Annotated in this window: 3 protein-coding genes; all 3 read left to right on the top strand. The window is 48.2% G+C overall.

Going from position 1 to position 24100, the window contains the following annotated elements:
- The first annotated feature begins 31 nt into the window (after positions 1-31).
- From B0475_RS16515 to B0475_RS17540, 3 genes are read left to right on the top strand one after another with little or no spacing between them, the layout of a single operon-like run.
- Positions 32-7609 carry an SDR family NAD(P)-dependent oxidoreductase gene (locus B0475_RS16515; RefSeq protein WP_232781904.1) on the top strand — a complete coding sequence of 2526 codons (7578 nt, stop codon included), beginning with the start codon at positions 32-34 and terminating at the stop codon, positions 7607-7609.
- A 42-nt stretch (positions 7610-7651) separates the two neighbouring features.
- On the top strand, positions 7652-8776 hold the full coding sequence (locus B0475_RS16510) for a MupA/Atu3671 family FMN-dependent luciferase-like monooxygenase (protein ID WP_077412987.1): 1125 nt from the start codon (positions 7652-7654) through the stop codon (positions 8774-8776).
- Between the two features lie 56 nt (positions 8777-8832).
- Entirely contained in the window at positions 8833-24093 is a 15261-nt protein-coding gene (locus B0475_RS17540) for an SDR family NAD(P)-dependent oxidoreductase (protein ID WP_077412986.1), read from the top strand.
- Positions 24094-24100 lie beyond the last annotated feature (7 nt).

Here is a 24100-nt window from a genome sequence, read left to right as displayed (position 1 = left end):
GTACCCAGGCTCTGTGCCAAGGCGGGTTTCATTGCCACTGTATCCGTTTGCCAAAGAGCGTTACTGGTGGTCCAGCCCAGGCAGTACCTTGCAATGGGTGTCCAATGACACCGCCAAAGTATCAACCCAGTTACATCCGTTGTTACATCGCAATGTGTCTGACTTGTATGAACAGCGCTATCAATCATCGTTCACTGGTGATGAGTTCTTCCTGGCAGATCACAAAGTGGGTGGTCTTAAAGTCCTGCCAGGGGTGGCCTATCTGGAAATGGCTCGGGCCGCAGTGAATCAGGCCATGAAAGTGCCACCTGAAAACAGCCACTTGCGATTAAGTCAAGTGGTTTGGTCAAGACCCATATCAGCTGCTGAGCAATACCAGGGTGTTGATATGGTTCTGACTCCATTGTCGACCAATGAAATTTCATATGCGGTTCTTACCGGTTGTGATGAGACTTCGGCTGGTCAGACACACAGCAACGGCAAAGCCCTGTGGATACAATCAAGTGGGGCACCGGCGCGTGATCTTGAGGGCATGAAAAAACGCATGGAAGCGCCCTCATTGATGGCTGACGATTGTTATCGTTTGTTTGATGACATGGCGTTGCAGTACGGACCGGGCTTCAGGGGATTAGAGCAAGTGCTTATTGGTGATCGGGAGGTGTTGGCTAAAATCAAATTGCCACAATCTGCCGCCGTTGAACAAGTGGGTGATTTTGTGATTCACCCAAGTTTGCTGGACAGCGCCATTCAGGCAACCATTGGGTTGTACCCAGAAATGCCTGAACAACCGATGTTGCCATTTGCATTAGACTATTTGGATGTGTTCAGCCCCTGTCCTGAGGAGGTGTGGGCCTGGGCTGCGTTTTCAGTGGGCCCACAAACAAAAGACGTGCAGAAAATTGACATCGAACTTTTGACACCGTCTGGTGAACTGTGCCTGAAATTACATGGTTTGACTTCCCGAATGCTTAACCGGCAATCCAGGATGGGTGTTCAGGCGATCAACGAAAACATGGTCTATATACCTGAATGGAAAGAACACAATTCAGGCAATACGGCAGGTCTTTACGGGCAACCATGTCACGTGATTTTGGCTGGTTTATCAGTTGACGTCAGATCGATTGAGGCACAGCTGCCAGAAGTTTCGGTGTTGAGTCTTGATCCAGATGATAAAAAAATTGACCAACAGTTTGAAGCATATGCAACAGCTGTTTTTGAACACATACAAAAACTGCTTGCAGAAAAAACCGCTGATGAGCAAATGATCCAGGTGTTCTTGCCCAGTGATAAAGCCGCCATTTTACAAGATGGATTGGTGGCCTTGTTAAAAACGGTCCATGCAGAATTTCCTCAATTCCATGGTCAGGTCATTGCGGTTGAAGGCCATTCATCGGCTGATGAAATTGTCCGCTTGATCAAGGATGGTAGTGAGGACATCGGCGCTGAAGCCATTCGCTGTGTCAATGGTAAACAATATGTTCAAAGTTATTCAGAAATCAACCTGAATCGAGCCGGGTTGGATACCCCTTGGCGGGAAAACGGAACCTATGTCATCACTGGTGGTTTGGGCGGCATTGGTTTGATTTTTGCTGAAGAAATTGTCAGTCACACACAGCGTTCGAATTTGGTTTTATTAGGGCGCTCTGCATTGAATGATGAAAAAAGGACAATCATTGACCGGTTGCAAGGTGCAGGTGCCAAAGTCACCTATCATCAGGTGGATGTGGCGGACAGTGATCGCATGCATGATACGTTCATTGAAATCAAGGCAAACCATGATCAGATAACAGGTGTTTTACACTGTGCTGGAATCAATCGAGATAACTACATTTTGAACAAGACAGCAGCTGAGTTTAAGGAGGTAATGGCTGCCAAAGTCAAAGGGACCGTTAACCTGTGCGAACAAACGCGCTATGAAAACCTTGACTTTTTTGTGTTATTTTCATCGGTGGCGGCCAGTTTAGGAAATGCGGGTCAAGCAGATTATGCCGCAGCCAATGGCTTCATGGACTCATATGCGGCCTACCGTCAGGCACTGGTTGACACGGGGTTACGCAAGGGTTTTTCGTTGTCAATCAATTGGCCACTTTGGCAAGATGGTGGTATTGGTTTACATATCCAGGACCTTCGTTTGATGGAATCACAAACCGGCATGGTTGCCATGCCCAAAGCGATGGCACTTGGACAGTTCAGGCAGGCATTGGCAGGCAAAGCCCAGCGGGTGATGCCTTTATTTGGTGACAGGGATAAAATCAACAACACGTTCTTTGCCAAACCAATGATCAAAGCACAGGTTGCGGCGGTGGAGAAGCCCGCCACAACGCCCACCCAAGCCGGGAACAATGACTTGTTGACCAATGCGGTCACTGCGGCTTTGCTGGGTCACTTGTCAACGTTGCTCAGCATTGCTGAGGAAGACCTTGATACAGATACCAATCTGAGTGATTTTGGAATGGACTCAATTGCTTTTTCTGAGCTGTCCAACGTTTTGAATCAGCATTACCAGCTTGAAATTAACCCAACCCTCTTCTTTGAATACCAAACACTCAATGAATTTGTTCCCTATTTGATTGAGAACCATGCGACAGAATTGGCTGAAACTTTGGGTGTTGAAGACACGGATCAGGAAGTGGCACTCCATGAGCCCAGGGCGTTGGCGGGAGATCAGGCTGCGCATCAAGAAGTGGCAGTGGTGAACCAATCGTCACTGACGGTTGTGCCCACCGGTGTCAATCGCTTTTTCACGGCCAATCACAGCCAAACAAACCCCCAACAAGTGTTTCAGCAAAACCAGCAGGAGCCAGTGGCGGTAATTGGCGTCAGCGCGAAATTTCCCGGGGCCAATGATTTAGATGAGTTTTGGGACAACCTGCTGGAAGGTAAATCAAGCATCAGGGAAGTTCCGGAGTCGCGCTGGGATTGGAAAGCGTTTTTTGGCGACCCCAAGACCGAAAAAAACAAAACCAACATCAAATGGGGTGGCTTTGTGGATGGAGTTGAGGCATTTGACCCGTTGTTTTTTGGGATATCGCCAACTGAAGCAAAAATGATGGACCCTCAACAACGCATCATGATGATGTTTATTTGGTCAGTGATAGAAGATGCCGGTTATTCTTCAGCATCCCTGGCTGGTTCCGATACGGGCATATTTGTGGGTACATCAAACAGCGGTTACAGCGATTTGATCAACCATGCCGGAATCGGTATTGAAGGCTACAGTTCAACCAGCCTGGTGCCTTCAGTGGGACCCAACAGGATGAGTTATTTGTTGGACTTACATGGGCCCAGTGAGCCGATTGAGACCGCTTGTTCCAGTTCACTGGTGGCGATCCATCGGGCTGTGGAATCCATTCAATCTGGTGCATGTTCAGCGGCCATAACAGGCGGTATCAACATCATCATCACACCATGGGCACACATCGCATTCAGTAAGGCGGGGATGCTCTGTGAAGATGGTTTATGCAAGACATTCTCAGAGAATGCCAATGGTTATGTGAGGGGTGAGGGCATGGGGATGTTGTTCCTCAAGCGCTTATCAGCGGCACAGGAGGATGGTGATGACGTTTATGCAGTCATTCGGGGCACGGCTGAAAATCATGGTGGTCGGGCCAACACATTGACTTCGCCGAATCCAAAAGCACAATCCAGTTTGTTGTTGAAGGCGTATCGCAAAGCAGGTATAGATCCCCGAACCATCGGTTTCATCGAAACTCACGGCACCGGTACTCAACTGGGTGATCCCATTGAAATCAATGGACTGAAAAACACTTTCAAAGCGCTTTACGAAGAACATGACCTGGATCAACCTGAGATGGCTCATTGTGGTTTGGGATCGGTGAAAAGTAACATTGGTCACCTGGAGTTGGCAGCTGGGGTTGCCGGAGTCATCAAGGTCATGTTGCAACTTAAACACGGCACGCGGGTGAAATCTCTGCATTGTGAAACTGTGAACCCACAAATTTTGTTGGCTAACAGCCCATTCTTTATTCAGCAGGAAAATGATGACTGGCCAATCATCAATGATGATCAAGGCAACCCATTGCCACGGCGGGCAGGGGTGAGTTCATTCGGTTTCGGCGGGGTCAATGCCCATGTGATCCTGGAAGAATACATTGAACCGGCATTGAGCCACACAGGAAGGGACCATGGTTTGCCACAGGTGGTTGTGTTGTCGGCCAAAACCAAGGATGCCCTGGCTGCGAAAGTGACTGACTTACTCGATTATCTGCACGGTTTACCAGAAGCAAACTCACTGATATTGGAAAGGATAGCCTATACCTCACAAGTCGGCCGGGATGCGATGGACGTTCGATTGGCCTTGATGGTCCATGACATTGAAGAGCTTAAGGAGCAATTGATTGCTTTCCGGAACCACGAGTTAAATGTCAAAGGAGTGATGTACAGCGGTGGCAAGGTGAAGCAGGATTTGTATGCCGACTTTGCTGCTGATGAAGACCTACAACAAACCGTTGAGACCTGGATAAACAAAGGCAAGCACCACAAATTGGCCGCTCTGTGGGTCAAGGGATTTGCCTTTGACTGGAACGAATTGTATCGTTCGAACAAACCCAGGCGCATACATTTACCCACTTATCCATTTGCTGAAGATTTCACCTGGTTGGAAACAGACAACAATGATTTGTATACAACGGTTGAACAATCCTTTTCAAGTCATCCTCTGTTGCACAGCAACCAATCAACTTTGGTTGAACATAAATACCTGACTGATTTGGATCGCAGACCCGGTTGGTTAAGAAAGCATGCGTGTTTTGATCGCCCTTGTGTTTCAGCAAGTACTTATCTGGAACTGGGTTGTGCGGCATTGCAACACGCCTTGCCAGCCGGTTCGCAGCACAGCCTGCAGTTAGATAATGTGTTGTGGGTTGGTCATGAATACACCGACCAAAGTAAGGCTTTGTTGACCCGGGTCAGTGCGGCCCAATTTGGATTGGATCACAAAAATGCCATCGAATTTGAAGTGTTCAATGGGCAACATGAAGGAGCCGAAGCCAACATGCCGGCATGTCAGGGCAGGGCCTGCCATTCAGCCCAAACTGACTTGGGGCAGGTCGATGTGGCCGCGTTGCTTGCTGAATTGGCACCGCATGGGATGAACGTTGAACAACACCGCAAAGCCCTGACAGATGCCGGGTTTACAGTGAATGCATCAATAGACAGCTTGACCGGGATGTTTCAAAAGCAAGACCAGCTGGTTTTCACATACCAAAGGGATCGGCAAAGCTTGAAACTGGATGAAGGCATGGTGTTACCGGCTTCCATCCTGGATTTAACACTACAGATGTTGGCCAGTGTTTTGTGTGAGCAAGGGCACACCAGAAACCTGCACTTGTATCCATTCGCCATGAATCATTTATCGGTGTTGCCTGGCAATGTCGGTGACTTGATCGTCTCGGTCCAACTTAACATGAGCAACCAGCTGGGGCAGGAAACCTGTGCTGTGGATCTGACCATGATGGATGGTGACGGAAACTGTTTGTTGGTTCTGCAAGGGCTTGAGTTAGGCGCTGCTGAACTGAATGCCAATGACCAATTGCAAAAGACCAACAAAGACTGGCTGACCATTGCTGAGAATTGGGAAAGTGCTGCTTTGGATCTCGAGTCTGAATCTTGGAATGATCGTTTGACAGCACAATCAGGCGCGCAGTTGTTGGTGCTCAGTGACCAGCAGGGGCATGCTGATCAACTGACTGCTTTGAGTCAGCAGATCGCAGAAATCATCGGAGAAGAAGAGTCGCTGTGGAATTTGGCTCATGTGCCTTTGACCGCTTCGGGAATTGATCTGGACGCTATGTTGAAAGCTGTTGCTGTGGATCGCCCTGTCGCGCTGATGTTGTTTTTGTCTGATGTGAATCAGGTGTCGCAAGCCGAAGCCCAGATTGAACAGGTGTATTTGACCGTTCAAGCGTTGTTAAAACATGTTGCGTCCAACCACATACAAGGCTACTGCATTTACCATGAAAGTGGCGATTTGGCAGATGTCTACAGGCAGTCATTAGCGGGATTGTTCAAAACAGCAATGTTGGAAAATCCGCTGCATCGTCATCGTTGTATTGCCTTCAATGGTATCTCCCGTGAGCAAAGCGATGCGATGATGTTGAACGTCTTACAGGAGTGGCTGTGTGATGACACTCAAAACCTGCAAGCCGCTTCGGTGCCGATGATCAGGTATGACAACGGACAGCGTTTGGTGGCCACTGTGAGAGAAGAAGAAATCATCAACCTGGCCGCGGATGTTCCCCAGTTTCGCACAGGGGCCACTTATCTGATGGTGGGTGGTTTGGGTGCCGCAGGAGAGCAGGTTTGTCGGGTTTTGGCCCGGGATTACCGCGCTAACTTGATCATCTTATCAACCAGATCTGAAGCCGCAGTGAGTGATCGCCTGGATCAGTTGCGGGCCGCAGGGGCGACTGTACACTATCATTCTGTTGATGTGTTGAATCGTGATGCAGTGGATCAATGCATTGAAAGCCTGTCAGAACAAGGCATACAAATCAATGGTGTATTGCATATGGCCAGGCGGTCTTCTGATGATTTAATTATCAATAAAAGCGTCAACACCTTCAGTGAAATAGCAGCTGTTAAGGTGGCTGGCACCATCAATATAGATGAGGCAACCAAAGATCATCCCATTGAATTTTTCCTGCTGTATTCTTCGATCGCTTCATTTGGCCTGAGGGGGGCGGCCAGTTATGCCTATTCCACGGCTTTTCAAAATGCCTTTGCCCGACACCGCAATGCCTTAGCCCATCACCATCAACGAACAGGACGATGCCTGTCAATTTGTTGGGGACAATGGGATGTGGATGGTGCTGTGGATGAGGCCGACATGGCAAACCGACTGCAACAGTTCGCGGCAGCGGGTGTGGACAGCATCAGTGCAACGGATGCCCTCGAGGTGATGAAACTTTCACTGTTGTCAGACCGCGAGGTGGTGGGTTATGTACCGGTCACCAACAAAACCAAGGTGCTGGCTTCGTTGGGTCTGGAAAACAGTGCGAGTTCGGTGAACAGAGAAATCAGAGCAAATCTGTTGAGTTTTGATCGGGGTGAGATGACGCGTCAAAAATTCAGTGAGTTTTTGAACTCATTGCAAGATCAAGACATATCACCTGCTTTGGAGTCAGAAATTCTGGCCGCCATCCAGCGCAGTGAACATCGACAGCAGACATCTGCTGCATCGGCCTGGCAATTGGAAACAACCAATCAGGAGTTGCAAAGTCCCCCCGTTAAACAGCCCAAGCCAGAGCAAGACGCACCTCCGGTAAAAGAACAGGGGTTGGTGAAACAAACGTCACAACATTCGGTCACTGCCAACGCAATGGAACCCGGTGCAGACAAAAAGTCTTACACCGGTTTGATCATCCAAATCATGGAACAGGCATTGGGCATTGACAAAACGGTGATTGAATTTGATCAATCATTCCAGAGTTACGGTTTGGATTCAATCACTGCGATTCAGATGACTAACCTTTTGGAAAAGCATTTCAGCCTGCAAATTCCGCCTAATTGGCTGATTGAATATTCAACAGTGAACGTATTGGCTGAAAAGATTCTGAACGAAAAAAAGACCCAAAACAAAGTGGCTTGAAACAGCCGCAGTTTATTAACACCGTGTAACTGAGATAAAAATATGGATTCCACAATCAATAAAAACTTGACGGATTTTTTGGCTGGTAAGCAAGTCGATCCGAAAAAAGACGAACAAACCAAGCCGGGTTTAAATCCTGATATGGCATTCAGCTTCTTGTTTTTTTCGGACGTCAGAAAAACAGTCAGCAACAAAGAAAAATACCAGTTCACGAGACAGTTGGTTGAATTCGCAGATCAGGCTGGATTCGAAGCGGTCTATTTCCCGGAGCGTCATTTCAGTGAATTTGGATCAATCTATGCAAACAACAGTTTAATGGCTGCCTATTTTGCCCCTTTGACTGAACGAATCAGACTGCGGACAGCGGCTGTTACCATCACCCTGCACCATCCAGTTGAAATTGTTGAAAATTGGGCAATGGTGGATATTTTATCTGGTGGTCGGGTTGACCTGGGGTTCGGCAATGGTTGGGCTAAAAAAGATTTCATTTTGTCTCCTGACACCTATGAAAACCGGGTTGATCTGCGCAATGAGCGAATCCCCATGGTACAACAATTGTGGCGTGGAGAAGCCATTGATTACCCAGGCCCAGGTGGAGAAATGTTCTCTGTACAGGCATTTCCCCAACCCATTCAGGCAGATTTGAACGTTTGGTATGTCACCCAATCTGAATCCGGTTTTGAATACGCCGGCAAAATGGGATACAACGTTTTCACCATGCTCTATGGCATTGATTTAGATGCCCTGGAGGAAAAAACAGCTGTTTATCGCAAAGCCAGGGAGGAAGCTGGTCTGGACCCAATGAAAGGAACGATTTCCTTGATGATGCACACCTTTGTTCACCCGGATTTGGAGTTGGTTCAGTCGGTGGTTGAAAAGCCCTTCAAAGAGTACATTAAAAGCAGCTTGAAACCACACATGATGGCAGCTGGGAAGGATGTTTCGGAACAGGAAATCACCAAAATGGTTGATTATTCATATGCCCGTTATTTCAATACAGCCGGCATTTTCGGTTCACGCGAAGACTGTCAAAAGCAAATTGATAAAGCCGCCAGTGTGGGGGTCAATGAAATCGCCTTTTTGCAAGATTTTGGCATTGACTACCAAGCTGTTGTTGGTGCCCTTGGGAACCTTGAACAGTTGGTCAGGGACAACAAAGGACTCTGAAAACATCACGCTTGTTCTGCATTTTAAATCACACACACAAACTTTAGAGGTTCGCAATGAAACGCGAAAGACCAGGATTAGAGAGAATAAAAGCATGGATCAACGAAAGCCAGAAGAGCCATGTATCTGCCCCAGAAATAAAAGCCAACCCGGTGTCGGGGGCAAACGCCACTGTTGAGGCCGGCGAAGTTCGGGTGCCCGCAAACAAATTGTCCCTGGCTGAAGTAAACACCGTAGCAAATGAATTTTTGAAGGTGTTGAACAGCTACAACCCACCCAATGAAAGCGCCAGCGACTGGACGGTTAAAATTGCCCTTGTGGATGTGTTGATTGATGTATATGTGGTGTGTGAATCAGGTGGCATTTGCATTGAATTGATTGCAGATCCATCCCCAACCGGACTGGCCTTTGATCATCAGTTATCCATGCATTCGCATGAATTGAAAGCCTTGACCGATTTTGAAACAGATTTGATTTCAGTGATGATCAGCAACATCGGTATCGCCAAAGATAAAAATGAAAAACCAATGGAATTGATTCGGCCCATATCGGACATTTTATTTGGTGCTTACAACATGCATTTTTTGAAAGACCGTTTTTCTGACAAACTGGTACATCGGTTGTATGAGGAGGGCAAAGTCGCCAACTTCACAGGTTCAGAGCGGTTTATCTTTCCCTGGGCCATTTCATCTGACATCGGTACCAAACTGTATGACATCATCGCTGAAAACAACATCGAACGAAGCCTTGAAGTGGGTCTGGCATTTGGTTTGTCGGCGCTGTTCATTTGTGAAGCGCATGACAAGAAAGGGTCAGGACATCACACCGCCATCGACCCCTGTCAAAGTGTGGAGTTTGAATCCATTGGCCTGGCCCAGATTGAAAGTGCCAATTTGAATCAGTACTTCAGGCATTTGGAATTCAAAGATTACGAAATTTTCCCCAAGATCCTGGAGGCCAGGGAACACTATCAGTTCATCTTCATTGATGGCTTGCACATGCAGGATTATGTGACATTGGATTTTTTTTACAGTGACATGTTACTGGATGTTGGCGGGTTCATGGCTTTCGATGACTGCCATGCCCCGGGAGTGAGTTCTGCGGTTGCCTATTTTGAGAACAATCGACAATACCGGTTTGTGCCCGAATACAGTGTTTTGCGTTTCCGGGTGTATCAAAAGCTGGCGGATGACAACAGAACCATCGTTAGTCCCAATCACCATGTTGACTATTCTGAGAAGTACTATCAATTGTCAGGCATCAAGCAGCCTGCTGCCTTGCGTCAGGTGGAGCCCAATGCCGTTCAACCGTCAGTGATTTCAGTTGTTGGCATTGATGGATTGTTTCCGAATGACTTGACCGTAGAAGGGTACTGGTCAGCCATTGAAAAGCAAACGGTGCTTTATGATGATTATGCCGCCGACTTTCTGTTGACCCGCAGTGAAAGCGACCAACCCAAGAACTTATCTGGGGGCATGTTGAAAACGGCTTATGATTTTGATCCGTTGTTCTTTAACATCAGTGTTGCAGAAGCTGAAATCATGGACCCACAACTCAGACACATGCTGATGTCTGTTCAAAGAGCGATAGAGGACGCAGGTCACACCACCTCAAGTTTGTCAGACAAAACCGTTGGGGTATACATCGGGGCTGAGGGCAGTGACTACAATGACGTTCATCGCAGTGAGTCATTCGCCCGTAACTACATCCTTCATCAGTCCGGACCTTCGTTGGCTAATCGGATATCTCACCATTTTGACTTTCAAGGTCCCAGCGAAGTCATCAACACCATGTGCTCCAGTGGTGCTGTTGGTGTTGCCCATGCGGTAGAGGCATTGCGAAGCGGTGACATTGATTACGCCATAGTGGGTGCTGTGAAAATCAATTTTGTGAGTTCAATTTATGGTGCTTTGGAAGAGTTGAACATCACCAGCCGTTCTGGAAAGTGTTACTCTTTTCATCAAGACTCAGATGGTTATGTTCGTTCTGAAGGTGTGGTCAGTCTGATATTGACCAGGCAGCATATTGCTGAAGAACAAAACGACCATGTTTACGCGAACATCAGGGCAGTGGCCACCAATTACAACGGACGAGACGGACACTCCATGTTCTCGCCGAGCAAAAATGCACAAAAGGAATTGCTCAAAAAGTGTATCACTGAATCTGGAATTGCTGTTACAGATGTGACCAGCTTTGAAGCCCAGGGCATGGGCAACAACATATCTGACCTGGTGGAATACAGTGTTTTTACAGATGCCCATGAAGAAATGTCACAGGCAGAAATCAACCACCACCAAATGGATGCTTTGCCGGCCATTACCACCGTGAAACCAATATTGGGTCATATGGAATGTGTTTCCAGTTTGGCTGCCATGTTAAAAGCAATGCTGAGCTTTAAAAACAGAACACTGTATGGCATCCCATCACTGACCAAAGACACCATTCATCGTAACCTGATGGCTCATCAAGGTGCCGGCTTGTTGCTTGGCCATACGCCGGTTGAACCACAGACCAAAATGATCATCGGTCTGAATTCATTTGGGGCTTCAGGCACCAATGTACACATGATCCTTGAACAACCTGATCGTACGGCACCAGAACAGCCAGAGCACCCGGAAATGACCAGGGTATTGTTGATGTCTGGCAAAACCATTGAAGCTTTGCAAAAGAATATCAGGTATTTGTGTTCCAGGCTTGAAACCGACGCTGAACAATTTCCAATTGTTGAGTACCTTGCCACCATGCAGCTTCATCGTGATCATCACGAGCACAAAGTGGCGATTGTGTTGGAAAAAGGCAGCCCATCAAGTCAGCGGGTAAAACTTCATGACAGGCTCAAAACATACCTCCGCGCACAAGTCTCTGAGCAGCTGATCAGAGACAACATACCTCAGGGCCTTTATCATTTTGAGGCGGCCCCGATTGATGGCTCAAATGTGGCAGCCTCGATGATGGATCAGGCAGATCAATGGTTACAAGGTAAGCAGGTGGACTGGCGATCCTTATATCCCACAGGTTTGCCAGCAAAACCTGGCCGCCTGCCAGGGTATCAATTTGATACACAACGTTACCATTTGACGCCGGGCCAGAGGACGGAGCATGTTGGCGGGGACAGAATTGATTCATTGTTGAGTCAGAATATATCTGATTTCAGTCTGCAGGCCTATTTATCGAAGTTTACCGGCCATGAACCATTCCTGGTGGACCATCAGGTCGATAACCAAAAAGTTTTACCAGCGGTTGTTTATCTGGAGATGGTCAGGGCTGCCATTCAAGCAGCATTGCCCGAAAAACAGGCAGAAAACCGGCTTGAATTGAATGATGTGGTTTGGCCTCAGCCTTGTTTCGTGGCCGATCAACACGCTTTGAAAACGGCCTTATTGCCTACCCGCTCACAGACCCATGATGGCATTTCAGTGAAGTTTGAAATATCCAGCCATGAAGCAACTGGACCACGCATTCATTGTCAGGGGTCTGCATGGATTGGATCAGCCGAATCGACGACACACATTGACCTTGACGAGATTCAAGCCCGCATGCAAAAGGCGCAGTATTCAAGCGAAGACTTGTATGACCGTTTTGCTGAAATGGGGGTCTCATATGGGCGCACCCACCGTTGTCTGGGGGCGCTCAAATGCAATGATCATGAGGTGTTGGCTTATCTGCAACAGCCAGCCAATCAAACTTCCAAGGAAATCATAATTAACCCTGGTTTGCTCGACAGTGCATTGCAATCAACTTTATTGTTGGTGCTCAATGAACCGAATGTTCATGATGTCGCTTCACTGCCTTTTGCCGTTGAACAAGTGGTCATCAATGGCACTCCCGGACCTACCATGCTTGCATGGACCCGATTGGCCAACGGCAGCAGGCTCGATGATGAGGTGGTTAAATTCAACATTGATGTTTGTGACCATGAAGGCCGGGTGATCATCGGGTTGAAGCACTTTTCCGTGCGATCGCTGGCACCGGTTCAAGCCACCACCAGGCATTTGCCAGCGCCAACAGCGGCCTCTTCGGGAGCTCAGGAGTCTGCACAAGCCATCAACTTTATCAAGCACATCCTGGCTGAGCACTTGAAAATTCCGGTGGCCCAGGTTGACATCAATAAATCATTCATTGAACACGGTCTGGACTCCATTTTAATCACCCAATTCACTGCCCGGTTAAGAAAACATTTTTCAAACATCACCAGCACTTTGTTTTTTGAAGTACAAAACATCAGGGGTTTGGTAAACCATTTGGCAACCCATAATGCCGCAGAATTACAAGCGATCACTGGTCAGGCAAATGAGCCAAAACGGACTGAAGATGCAATGGTGAGCCAGCAGGTTGAATCACCTGATACCCCTTCCATGATGAGGCAGGGAGGGGACATAAGATTTGCTTTCTCACGACAAACATCTGACCGTGCTTTGGTGCATGAGGACATTGCCATAGTTGGACTCAGCGGGCGCTACCCCAATGCAGCTGATGTCAATGCGTTCTGGGAAAACCTGCGAGATGGAATTAACTGTATATCAGAAGTGCCTTCAGATCGGTGGGACTGGAGAAAAAACCACAATCCTGAACGGGGCAGAAAAGACTCAATTTATACCCGGTGGGGCGGTTTTCTTGATGATGTGGACAAATTTGACCCATTGTTTTTCAAACTGTCCCCAGCAGAAGCTGAGCGGATTGATCCGCAAGAAAGGATTTTCCTGGAGGCCGCTTATCACGCCATAGAGGATGCCGGCCACACGCCAAAAACATTATCAGCAACACAAAAAGTAGGGGTGTTTGTTGGGGTGATGAACTCAATGTACAACGTTGAACCTGATCATTTTTCGATTGCCAACAGAACCTCCTATTTGTTTGATTTTCATGGGCCTTCAATGTCTGTGGATACAGCCTGTTCATCATCGCTGACGGCCATCCATTTGGCTGTAGAAAGCATCAAGTCAGGGCAATCCGAAGCAGCGATTGCTGGTGGTGTTAATTTGATCCTGGACGATCATCATTACCAGAGGCTTTCGGCGATGTCGGCACTTTCCAGCGGCAATGCATGTAAAGCATTTGGCGCCAACGCAGATGGTTTCATAGATGCCGAAGGTGTTGGGGCTGTGGTGCTGAAAACGCTTCACCAAGCTGAAGCAGATGGAGACCACATTTATGGGGTCATCAAAGGCACCGCTTTGAATGCGGGTGGTAAAACCGCTGGTTACACCGTGCCTTGCCCGCGGGCGCAGGCAGCTTTGATCAAAGATGTTTTGCATCACAGTCAAATCAAGGCCGATCAAATCAGTTACATCGAGACGCATGGCACTGGAACAGAATTGGGAGATCCAATTGAAATAGCCGGTTTGAGCCAGGTCTTCTCAACGCTGTCAGATCAGGACCATAAAATAGCCATTGGCTCAGTTAAATCCAACATCGGTCATTGTGAATCAGCCGCTGGTATCGCAGGTGTGACAAAGATATTGTTGCAATTAAAGCACAACATGTTGGCGCCATCATTGCACGCTGAAAAACCCAATGCAGAAATTGATTTTACCAGTACGCCATTCCAGGTACAGCATCAATTATCTCCTTGGAAAAGCACAGCAGAATCCGTCAGTAAATCACGGCTCAGGACCGCAGGGGTGTCATCTTTTGGTCTGGGTGGAGCCAATGCCCATGTGATCATTCAAGAACACCGTTCACCAATTCAGGAAATGGCAAATGACCCGATCATTCAAGATCAGATCATTGTGTTATCGGCACGGACCGCAGAACAGCTGAAAACCAAAGCCATGGATTTGTTGACCTTTTTGGAGTCAAACGATGACATTAAGTTGTCTTCATTGAGTTACACATTACAAGTTGGGCGTGAGCACATGGACCATCGATTGGGCCTGGTTGCGAAAGATGTTGTTGAGGTGTGTGAATCCTTGCGTCACCATGTATCAGGAGAAAATGACAAGACAACAGTGATCCTTGGTCATGTTGAAGAAGCGGGTGAGTTGTTGTCCTTGTTTGGCTCAGATGATGACTTGCAGTATGCAGTCAAGCGTTGGATGGCAGGTGGTCAGTGGTCCAGGCTGGTTTCTTTGTGGGTCAAGGGTTTGACATTGAACTGGGCGGATTTATATGAAGATCGCCATGTTCAGCGAATGAGTTTACCGGGTTACCCATTTGCCCGGGAGCGCCACTGGGCAGCACAAAAAGCCAAAGCTGAAGTTCATATGGTGAACAGCAAGGCTTTGCATCCGTTGGTGCAGCAGAATCGGTCTAACCTGTTTCAGCTGGCCTATCAAAGCCAGTTCACAGGACACGAGTTTTATTTGTTTGGTCACCAAATCAATGATCAAAAAGTACTGCCTGCGGCGGCGTATTTGGAGATGATCCACTTCGCTGTGGCCGATGCCAATGGTGTATCACAGCACGATTTGAAATTGAAAATCAGTGATTTGGTCTGGGAATCTGCATGTGTGCCCACGGCCGACCATACAGTGACAGTGAAATTGTTCCCAGCTGACAACCAGGGCCTGGATTTTGAGGTCGTCAGTACATGCCAGTCTGAGCAGGAGCAGGTGCATTGTGTGGGTCATGCTGTGAGCATGGTTGATTGTGAAGCAAAAACCATTGACATCGATGAGTTGAAGCAACAAATCAATGCCAGGCAGATCAGTGGTGATGAAATCTATGCCGGATTTGCTGACATGGGTGTGCAACTCAGTGGTGCCAACCGTGGCATCAGGACCATCCACAAAGGCAAGGATCAAGTGCTTGCTGAACTTGACTTAAACCATGTCCAGGATGGTGAAGAACACAACCGATTTTGGCTGCATCCGGGCATCATGGACAGTGCACTACAAAGCATGATAGGCATGATGACTGACCTGTCTGAGACATCCTGGCGGTCACCAACCATTCCATTTTGGGTCAATGACACCCAAATCACGGGTGCCACTGAATCCCTCATGTATTGCTGGGTTCGTTATGCCCAAGGTCCGGATCAGCCACATTTGTTTGACCTGGTTGTCTGTGATCAGGACGGACGGGTTTGTGTTGAGCTGAAAGAGTTCATGGTGCAGGAGATACCAGGTAAAGAAAGCCAGCAAGCCGATCACCAAACCATGCTGGCAACCCAACAATGGATTGCACCAGAAACACATGATGACATGGAAAAGACCAACCTGCAGCCATTGCTGACAGACCTGCGAAAAGTGTTGTTGGTCGGTTTACCCAAGGTTGATTGTGCACTCGTTGATGCAGCGATTGAAAACAGTGAGTGTCAACGCCTGAAGCGTGCAAGCGATCAACTGTACACACAGGTGGTTGTGCAAACCCTTGGTCATTTGAAAAACCTGTTGAATGAAGTTGAAGGTGAATCAGTTTTCCTGCAAATTGCGGTTGCCAACAGCGATCCGTATCAGGTCTTGGCTGGTTTGCAAGGTCTGTTGAGAACGGCAGAAACGGAAAACCCACAATTGACCACACAGCTGGTGTTTGTGGATTCAGACAGTGAAGCCGCTGACGTGATCAAAGCTTTGGAAATAGGCAGAAACTCATTGGCACATGGCTTGATTGAAGTCATTGGAGACCAAACACGAAGCCCATTTTGGCAGACTGTTAAACCTGCGGTAAATGAGCAAAACCAGGTGTTCCATGACCATGGTACATACCTCATTACCGGAGGATTAGGGGGGTTGGGTCAACTGTTTGCCGAAGAAGTGCTTAAGTACACCAATCAGGCGAACGTGGTGATCACAGGTCGTCAGGCCACAGCGGAAATACCCGGTTCACTGGTAGGTCATGGTGACAGGATCAACTATCGGCAGTTGAAGTTAGCATCATTGGCTGAAACCAAATTGGTGCTGCAAAAGATTGAACAACAATTGGGGCCGATCAAAGGCATCTTCCATTCTGCTGGGATGGTCAAAGACAGCTTCATCATCAAGCACAACACAACCCAAGTGAAGGATGTCCTGCACCCCAAAGTGGCTGGTGTTCACCATTTGGATGAAGCATCGGCGGCCTGTGATTTGGATTTCTTTGTGATGTTTTCATCCCTGGCCGCTGTGTTTGGCAATGCGGGGCAGGCAGATTATGCTGCAGCCAATGGTCACCTGGATCAGTATGCGCGGATAAGGCAAGACAGGGTCAAACTGGGCGAGCGCCAGGGCAAAACCTTGTCCATCAACTGGCCATACTGGCAATCCGGCGGGATGCGACTCTCTGACCAACAAGAATCCTTGCTGTTGCAAAATGCCGGCATAGCTTCGATGCCAGTGGGCGATGGAATGAAGGCATTCTATCAGGGTTTACAGATGCAAGGTCATCAAATCCTGGTTATGCATGGTGATGTGAATTTGATGACACAATCATTGGCATCAGTGAACCGCCGACAACTTGCCATGCCTGTGACGGTCAATCAAGGGGCCTGCGAAGTCCATGTTGATGAAAAAGCAGTCACAGCCTTTTTCATTCAGGTGCTTTCTGATGTTTTGAAATTACCTGCCCATCAAATCAAAGCCAAGGCATCTTTTGAGACCTATGGCATGGATTCTATATTGGCCATGGATTTGACCAATACACTGCAAAAAACATTTGGACCTTTGCCAAAGACTTTGTTTTTTGAGCACCAAAACACCCGGGATCTGGTGGCATATTTCATTGAAAAATACCCGGATAAACTTGCTCAAATCACTGCTGAGAAGGAAACCAAGGTGGCTGCAATGGTGGTCCCACCGACCAGAAGCAAGCGTTCTTTACAACTCAGAGAAACCATGCTCACGCAGCCCAAAAGGGCCGCTGGCAAAAACCATGACATTGCGGTCATTGGCATGAGTGGCCAATACCCAATGGCTGATGACATCAACACATTTTGGGAAAATTTAAAAGAAGGCAAGGACTGTGTGACCGAAATACCGGCTTCGCGCTGGGATGCAAGCAGCCATTTTGATCCGCGCAAAAACACCCCGGGCAAATCCTACAGCAAGTGGGGTGGCTTTTTAGATGGGGTGGATTTGTTTGATCCCCTGTTTTTTAACATTTCACCCAAAGAAGCGTCATTGATGGACCCTCAAGAGCGTTTGTTCTTACAAAATGCGTGGTGTGCCGTCGAAGATGCTGGTTACGACAAAGATAAATTCCAACAACAAACCGTTGGGGTTTATGTGGGAGTGATGTGGGGGCACTATGAATTGTTTGGCCATGATACCGCATTGGCGGGTCAGCCTGTGGCTCCCAGCTCATCATTCGGCTCCATTGCCAACAGGGTCTCCTATTTCTTTGATTTAAATGGCCCCAGCATGGCATTGGATACCATGTGTTCATCGTCGTTAACTGCCATTCACCTGGCTTGTGAAGACATCCGCCATGGGCACATTGATGCCGCCATTGCTGGTGGTGTCAATGCGTCATTGCATCCGCAGAAATATTTGGTTCTCAGCCAGGGAAATTTTGCTGCCACCGATGGTAAATGTCGCAGTTTCGGTGAAGGCGGAGATGGTTATGTACCGGGTGAGGGTGTTGGTGTGGTCATCCTTAAATCGTTGGTGCAAGCGGAACAGGACAATGACCAAATCCATGGTGTCATCAAAGCCACTTCCATTAACCACGGTGGTAAAACCCATGGTTACACGGTACCCAACCCGACACAACAATCCGAGTTGATCACCCGAGCGCTGCACAAAGCAAACATTGATCCGGCCACCATAGGGTATGTTGAAACCCATGGCACCGGTACGGCCCTGGGTGACCCCATTGAAGTGGCTGGTTTGAACAAGGTCTTTGCAGACCACATCAAAAAGCCTCAATCCTGTCCAATCGGATCGGTCAAATCCAACATTGGTCACCTGGAATCCGCGGCGGGTGTGGCGGCCATCACCAAATCACTGTTGCAGCTGAAACACCGGCAGTTGGTTCCTTCGTTGCATGCGGCAACCACCAATCCAAACATTGATTTTGAATCTTCTCCATTTTATGTTCAAACCACACATTCAGATTGGCCAGTTACAGACGGTCGCCCACGTCGCATTGGTGTCAGTTCTTTTGGCGCCGGCGGAGCGAATGGACATGTTGTGTTAGAGGAGTACATACAGCCACCAAGAGACCAGTTTGGGTTTAAGCAAGCCGATGTGCAAGTATTTGTGTTGTCTGCAAAAAATCCGCAAGCACTGCTCAATTATGCCGAAAAAATGCAAGCCTATCTTGCCAAGGCCGATGATGAATCATTTGCTGACATCATTTATACCGCCCAAGTCGGTCGAACAGCCATGGAAGTCAGGCTGGCCTTGCTGGTCAAAGGCAGGGCAGATTTATGTACACAACTGTCACAATGGGTAGCGGTCAAAAAATCGGGTGACCAGGCAAGCCAGGCAACCTGGTTTGAGAGAAACCTCAAAGAACAAGGTGAAAGCACCTCGGAATTGTTGGAGGGCGAGGCAGGTGAGGCTTACCTGGATGTCGTCATCAAAACCGAAGATTTCAGGAAACTGGCCAAACTTTGGACCGCTGGCGCAATGGTCAATTGGTCTCGGTTGTACCAAGCTCAGCGACCTTGGAAAGTATCATTGCCTACTTATCCTTTCGATCAAGAACGTACGTGGTTGCCGATTGGTCTGCCACAGGCGGTAGAATCAACAGCAACCATTGAACAAGTCACCGAAAAAACCAGACCATTTACAGGGTTGTGTTTCACTGCCGGCTGGGAACCTGCACCAACCATCCAGGGCGACGCAGGAGAGGATGATACCCCAACGGTGTTGATATCCACAAAACCCATGCCATCAGTGGATGAAAACCGGATGCTTCATCAAGTGATTGCTGCTGATGGTTTCGTACAACTCTCATCGAATAAATGGTCCATTAACACCATGAATGGCAATGACTTTGAGCGTTTATTCGACGCCATTTACCAGGCAGGTACGCAAGCCATAAAAATCATTTATGTGATGAATGTAGCGGTGACTCATGATGCGCTTCAGGCTTATCCGGATTCAGCTGCAGCGGATGAGGTTTTCCTGGTTTTATTGAACCTCTGTCAGGCTCTTTCGAAACGCAAAGGTCATGTACCCATACAGATGGTTTGTGCCTACCTTGAATCAGCAAACATGCCTTCAGCCATGGGGGCTGCGATGGGGGCATTCCTGAAAACAGCGGCGATGGAAAACCCATTGTTACAAGCAAAAACGATTGCTCTGAGCAGTGCACAAGCCCACCAGAATGAAGCCGATTGGATGCCTGTTTGCTTCACTGAGTTGTCGCACATGAGTATGGCTGTTGAGGAGATACGGCATTTAATTACTGCAACAAATCAAGCCAGCACCACACAGCGCTTCAGGCGTGTGCTGTCTGACACAGGCATGGCTTCCATTGAGCAAAGCGACAGTGTATTCAAGCAAGGTGGTAATTATCTGATCACCGGGGGCCTTGGCTCGCTGGGCTACCTGGTTGCAGCGTATTTGGTTCAGACATATCAGGCGAACTTGATTTTGTTGGGTCGCTCTGAACCCGGGAACAGACAGAAACAACAGTTGCAGGACCTCAAAGCCCATGGCAGCAAGGTGATGTATCGACAAATTGACGTGTGTGATGTTGCTGCATTCAAAGCAATGGTTGCAACGAGCCAGGATGAATTTGAAGGTGGTTTGAACGGCGTGATCAACAGCGCCGGCGCCATCCAAGATGCCTATTTGATCCACAAAGAACCTGCGCAGGCCCAACAGGTCATGCAAAGTAAATTGGCGGGCATCATAAATTCAGACATAGCCACAGCAAACCTACAGCTGGATCTGTTTGTGGTGTTTTCATCATTGGCTGGCGAGTTGGGTAACGTGGGCCAGTGTGATTATGCTTTTGCCAATCGTTTTGCCGATGTTTTCGTTCAAAACCGTCAAGCCCTGGTTGCACAAGGTCAAAGGCAAGGTCACAGTGTTTCTATTGCCTGGCCATATTGGCGCGATGGCGGCATGCAAATATCGCCAGACAGACAGGCGGAAATTCAAAGCGCAACAGGTTTGGCGCCACTGCCGACAACAACTGGCTTAGCACTGATGGAGGGCATTTTAAATTCCGGGTTCAACTACGCGTTACCCGTTTACGGTGATGCACAACAACTGCGTTCAACGTTGATGCAAGCGGGTTCTGCAGCAGCTGACAGTGATGTACAGCACCTGACAGAGCACATGGATTCGGCTGCATTGCAACTCAGCACCGAGGGGTACTTGCAGCAGTTGATTGGCGAGGAAATCAACCTGGAGCCCAACCGCGTTGATGTCAGCGAACACTTTGAACACTACGGCATTGATTCTGTGATGATTGGCAAGCTCAATGCGAACTTGGAAAAAGACCTGGGTGGGTTGCCGAAAACCTTGTTTTTTGACAACCTCAATATTGCTGAGCTGACCGAAACATTGATTGACTTGGTGCCAGATAAGCTGATGAACAAGTTTGCCATCAGGGACAAGCAAGCAACTGACAGACAACCCGTTGATCATAAGCAAAGAGAGGGTGCGGTATTGAAGCCACTGGCCAACGATGGTCTGCTCATTGGGGCTGGTCAAGATGATCACATCAGCGCGCAGCAAGATGCTACTCAAGCCATTGCCGTGATCGGTATGCACGGCAGATACCCCGGATCAGATGATTTGGATGCGTTCTGGGAAAACATTAAATCAGGTCGACATCTGATTGAGCAGGTACCAGACAATCGCTGGAATCATGAACAGTGGTTTGATGCCAATCCAGCCATGGCAGAAGAAGGTAAGATTTATTGCCAATGGGGCGGCTTCCTGGCAGATGTCGATTTGTTTGAGCATGGGTTTTTCAATATTTCTCATCATGAGGCTAAATTGATGGATCCGCAAGAAAGGCTGTTTTTGATGTCGGCCTGGTCAGCGATTGAAGATGCCGGTTACACCAAAGATGAGCTCATGAAGGTTGCCCCTAAGGGCAAAAGTGCGGACGTGGGCGTGTTTGTGGGTGTGACAACCAATACCTATAACCTGCTTGCCCATGAGGCCTGGGAGAAGGGTGATCTGCTGACACCCAGCGCCATGCCTTGGTCGATTGCCAACCGCACCTCGTATGTGCTCAATTTGAATGGCCCAAGCATGCCCGTTGACACCGCATGCTCATCTTCTTTGGTGGCAGTGAATCTGGCTTGTGACAGCCTCAGGCGTGGCGAATGCCAAATGGCACTGGCCGGTGGTGTTAACTTGTACCTTCATCCTGCGAAATACTTGTCCATGTGTCAAAAGCGAATGTTGTCTCAAGACGGTAAATGTCGCAGCTTTGGTGCCGGCGACAATGGTTTTGTACCAGCCGAAGGGGTGGGGAGTTTGTTGTTGAAGCCGCTGTCAAAAGCCGAAGAGGATGGTGATCACATCCACAGTTTGATTTTGGGCGGTGCTCATGACCACAGTGGCCGTTCAAATGGTTACTCAACCCCCAATCCAGTTTCACAAGCCCGGGTCATTGCCCAGGCTTTAGTGGCTGCCGGAAGTGCGCCTGAGTCAATTGATTATGTGGAAGGTCATGGTACCGGCACCCAGTTGGGTGATGGGCTTGAAGTCGCTGCATTGGCACAAGTATTGAATGGCAATGGCCAAGTAAGGCAACGCATGCTGGGTTCGGTGAAGTCAAACATGGGTCACGCAGAGTCTGCGGCAGGAATTGCCGGCATCACAAAAGTCATTTTGCAAATGCAACATCAACAAGTGGCACCCAGTTTGCACAGCACCGAATTGAATCCAGACATCGATTTCACTGCTGCTGGCTTTACCGTGCAGCAAAACCTGATAAACTGGCCGGCCGCTGAGCATAAGCGCCGGGCACTGGTTAATTCATTCGGTGCTGGTGGAGTCAACGCGTGTGTGGTTTTGGAAGCATATCGGTCCATAAGACCACAGCAATACGATCAGCTGTCGGACAATGTCTTTGTTTTGTCAGCCGGTTCGGCAACTCAACTTCAAAAGTATGCCGTCCTGATCAAAACGTTTTTAACCAACCATCCTGAGACTTGTTTACACGCGCTGTGTTTAACATCGCAAGTTGGTCGGGAAGCCATGCAACACCGGCTGGCCATTCCGTCCAATTCGGTGGCAGATCTGAGTGAAAAATTGTCGCTGTGGATTGGCAACAGTGGGGCGGAATACGCCCAGCTTGCAACATCAGTGACAAGTCACAAAGCAAGTAATCAGCGAATCGATGAAAGCCTCAGGCAACAGTTGCATGACCTTGCCACAGAGCGACAATGGAGCAAATTGATGGACGCTTGGCTGGCTGGTTTACCCATTGATTGGCGCGCCATTTATGGCGATGCTTTGCCGCCGAAAATAGCCATGCCGACATACCCATTCAAAGGTGAGCGTTGTTGGATCATCGATGAAAGCAAATCACCGGTGAGTCAGTTCAGTTTGAAACAGCCAGTTGAAACGCCTGGCTTGCACCCGCTGGTGACTGAAAACACCTCAACTTTGAGTGACATCAGTTTTGTTACCCGATTGTCATCAACGGCCTATTACGCCACAGATCATCAGGTGAATGGATCGTGTGTTTTCCCAGGGGCTGCCTACCTGGAAATGGCTTGTGTCGCAGGCAACCTGGCCGGGCAGCGCAAAGTGGTTAAACTCAAGGACATCATTTGGTCACACCCGTTGAGGTTTTTGGGGACAGACACTGAATTGCAAACGTTCATGCGAGCCGCTGGTGACAACACCGAGTTTCGGATTGTTTCACAAACAGATGGCTACGAAACGCAGCTGCATGCTGAGGGCAAAATGGTGTTCGGCCATACTGTGTTGCACGCACAAAATGAAACTCATGATTTGAAAAAACTTCAGGAAGCATGTGATCACATGGTGGATGGACAATCCTTTTATGAGCAATTCTCAAAGATTGGTTTCACCTATAAAAAGTCTTTCCAAAGTGTGCAGCAAGTTTATGTTGGGGCAGGTTTTTGCCTGGGTCAATTGACTTTGCCCAAACACCTGGAGCCTGGGTTTGAAAAATACCTGATGCACCCGGCTTTACTGGATGGCGTATTGCAAACCGTTTCAGCAATCATTCCAACCGATGAAATTGATGAGGTTTTTGTGCCTTTTGCAGTGGACGAAATAGAAATGATCCGGCCATTGACAAAAACGTGTTATGTACACGTCAGTTATTTACAAGATGGTAATGCCAGGAGCAGTAAATTCAATCGTTACCAGCTGGTCGTTTTAAGTGAGTCCGGACAGGTGCTGATGAAAATCAAGAATTTTTACCTGCGTGCTATGACCCTTGATCAAAAAACAACGGATGGAAAAACGTCAGTGAAGAAATCCGTGCTCAGCGGGCAAGAAAAATGACTATGAA

Origin of the sequence: Marinicella sediminis, from assembly GCF_002000055.1 — a bacterium.
In the GTDB taxonomy this organism is placed as follows: Bacteria; Pseudomonadota; Gammaproteobacteria; order Xanthomonadales; family Marinicellaceae; genus Marinicella; species Marinicella sediminis.
The sequence above is the reverse complement of the archived record's forward strand: the minus strand, read 5'-3'. Positions and strand labels throughout refer to the sequence as shown.

Excerpts from the sequence above, each read along its gene's own strand:
- B0475_RS16510 (WP_077412987.1), top strand. The coding sequence starts at position 7,652 with ATGGATTCCACAATCAATAAAAACTTGACGGATTTTTTGGCTGGTAAG.
- B0475_RS17540 (WP_077412986.1), top strand. The coding sequence starts at position 8,833 with ATGAAACGCGAAAGACCAGGATTAGAGAGAATAAAAGCATGGATCAAC.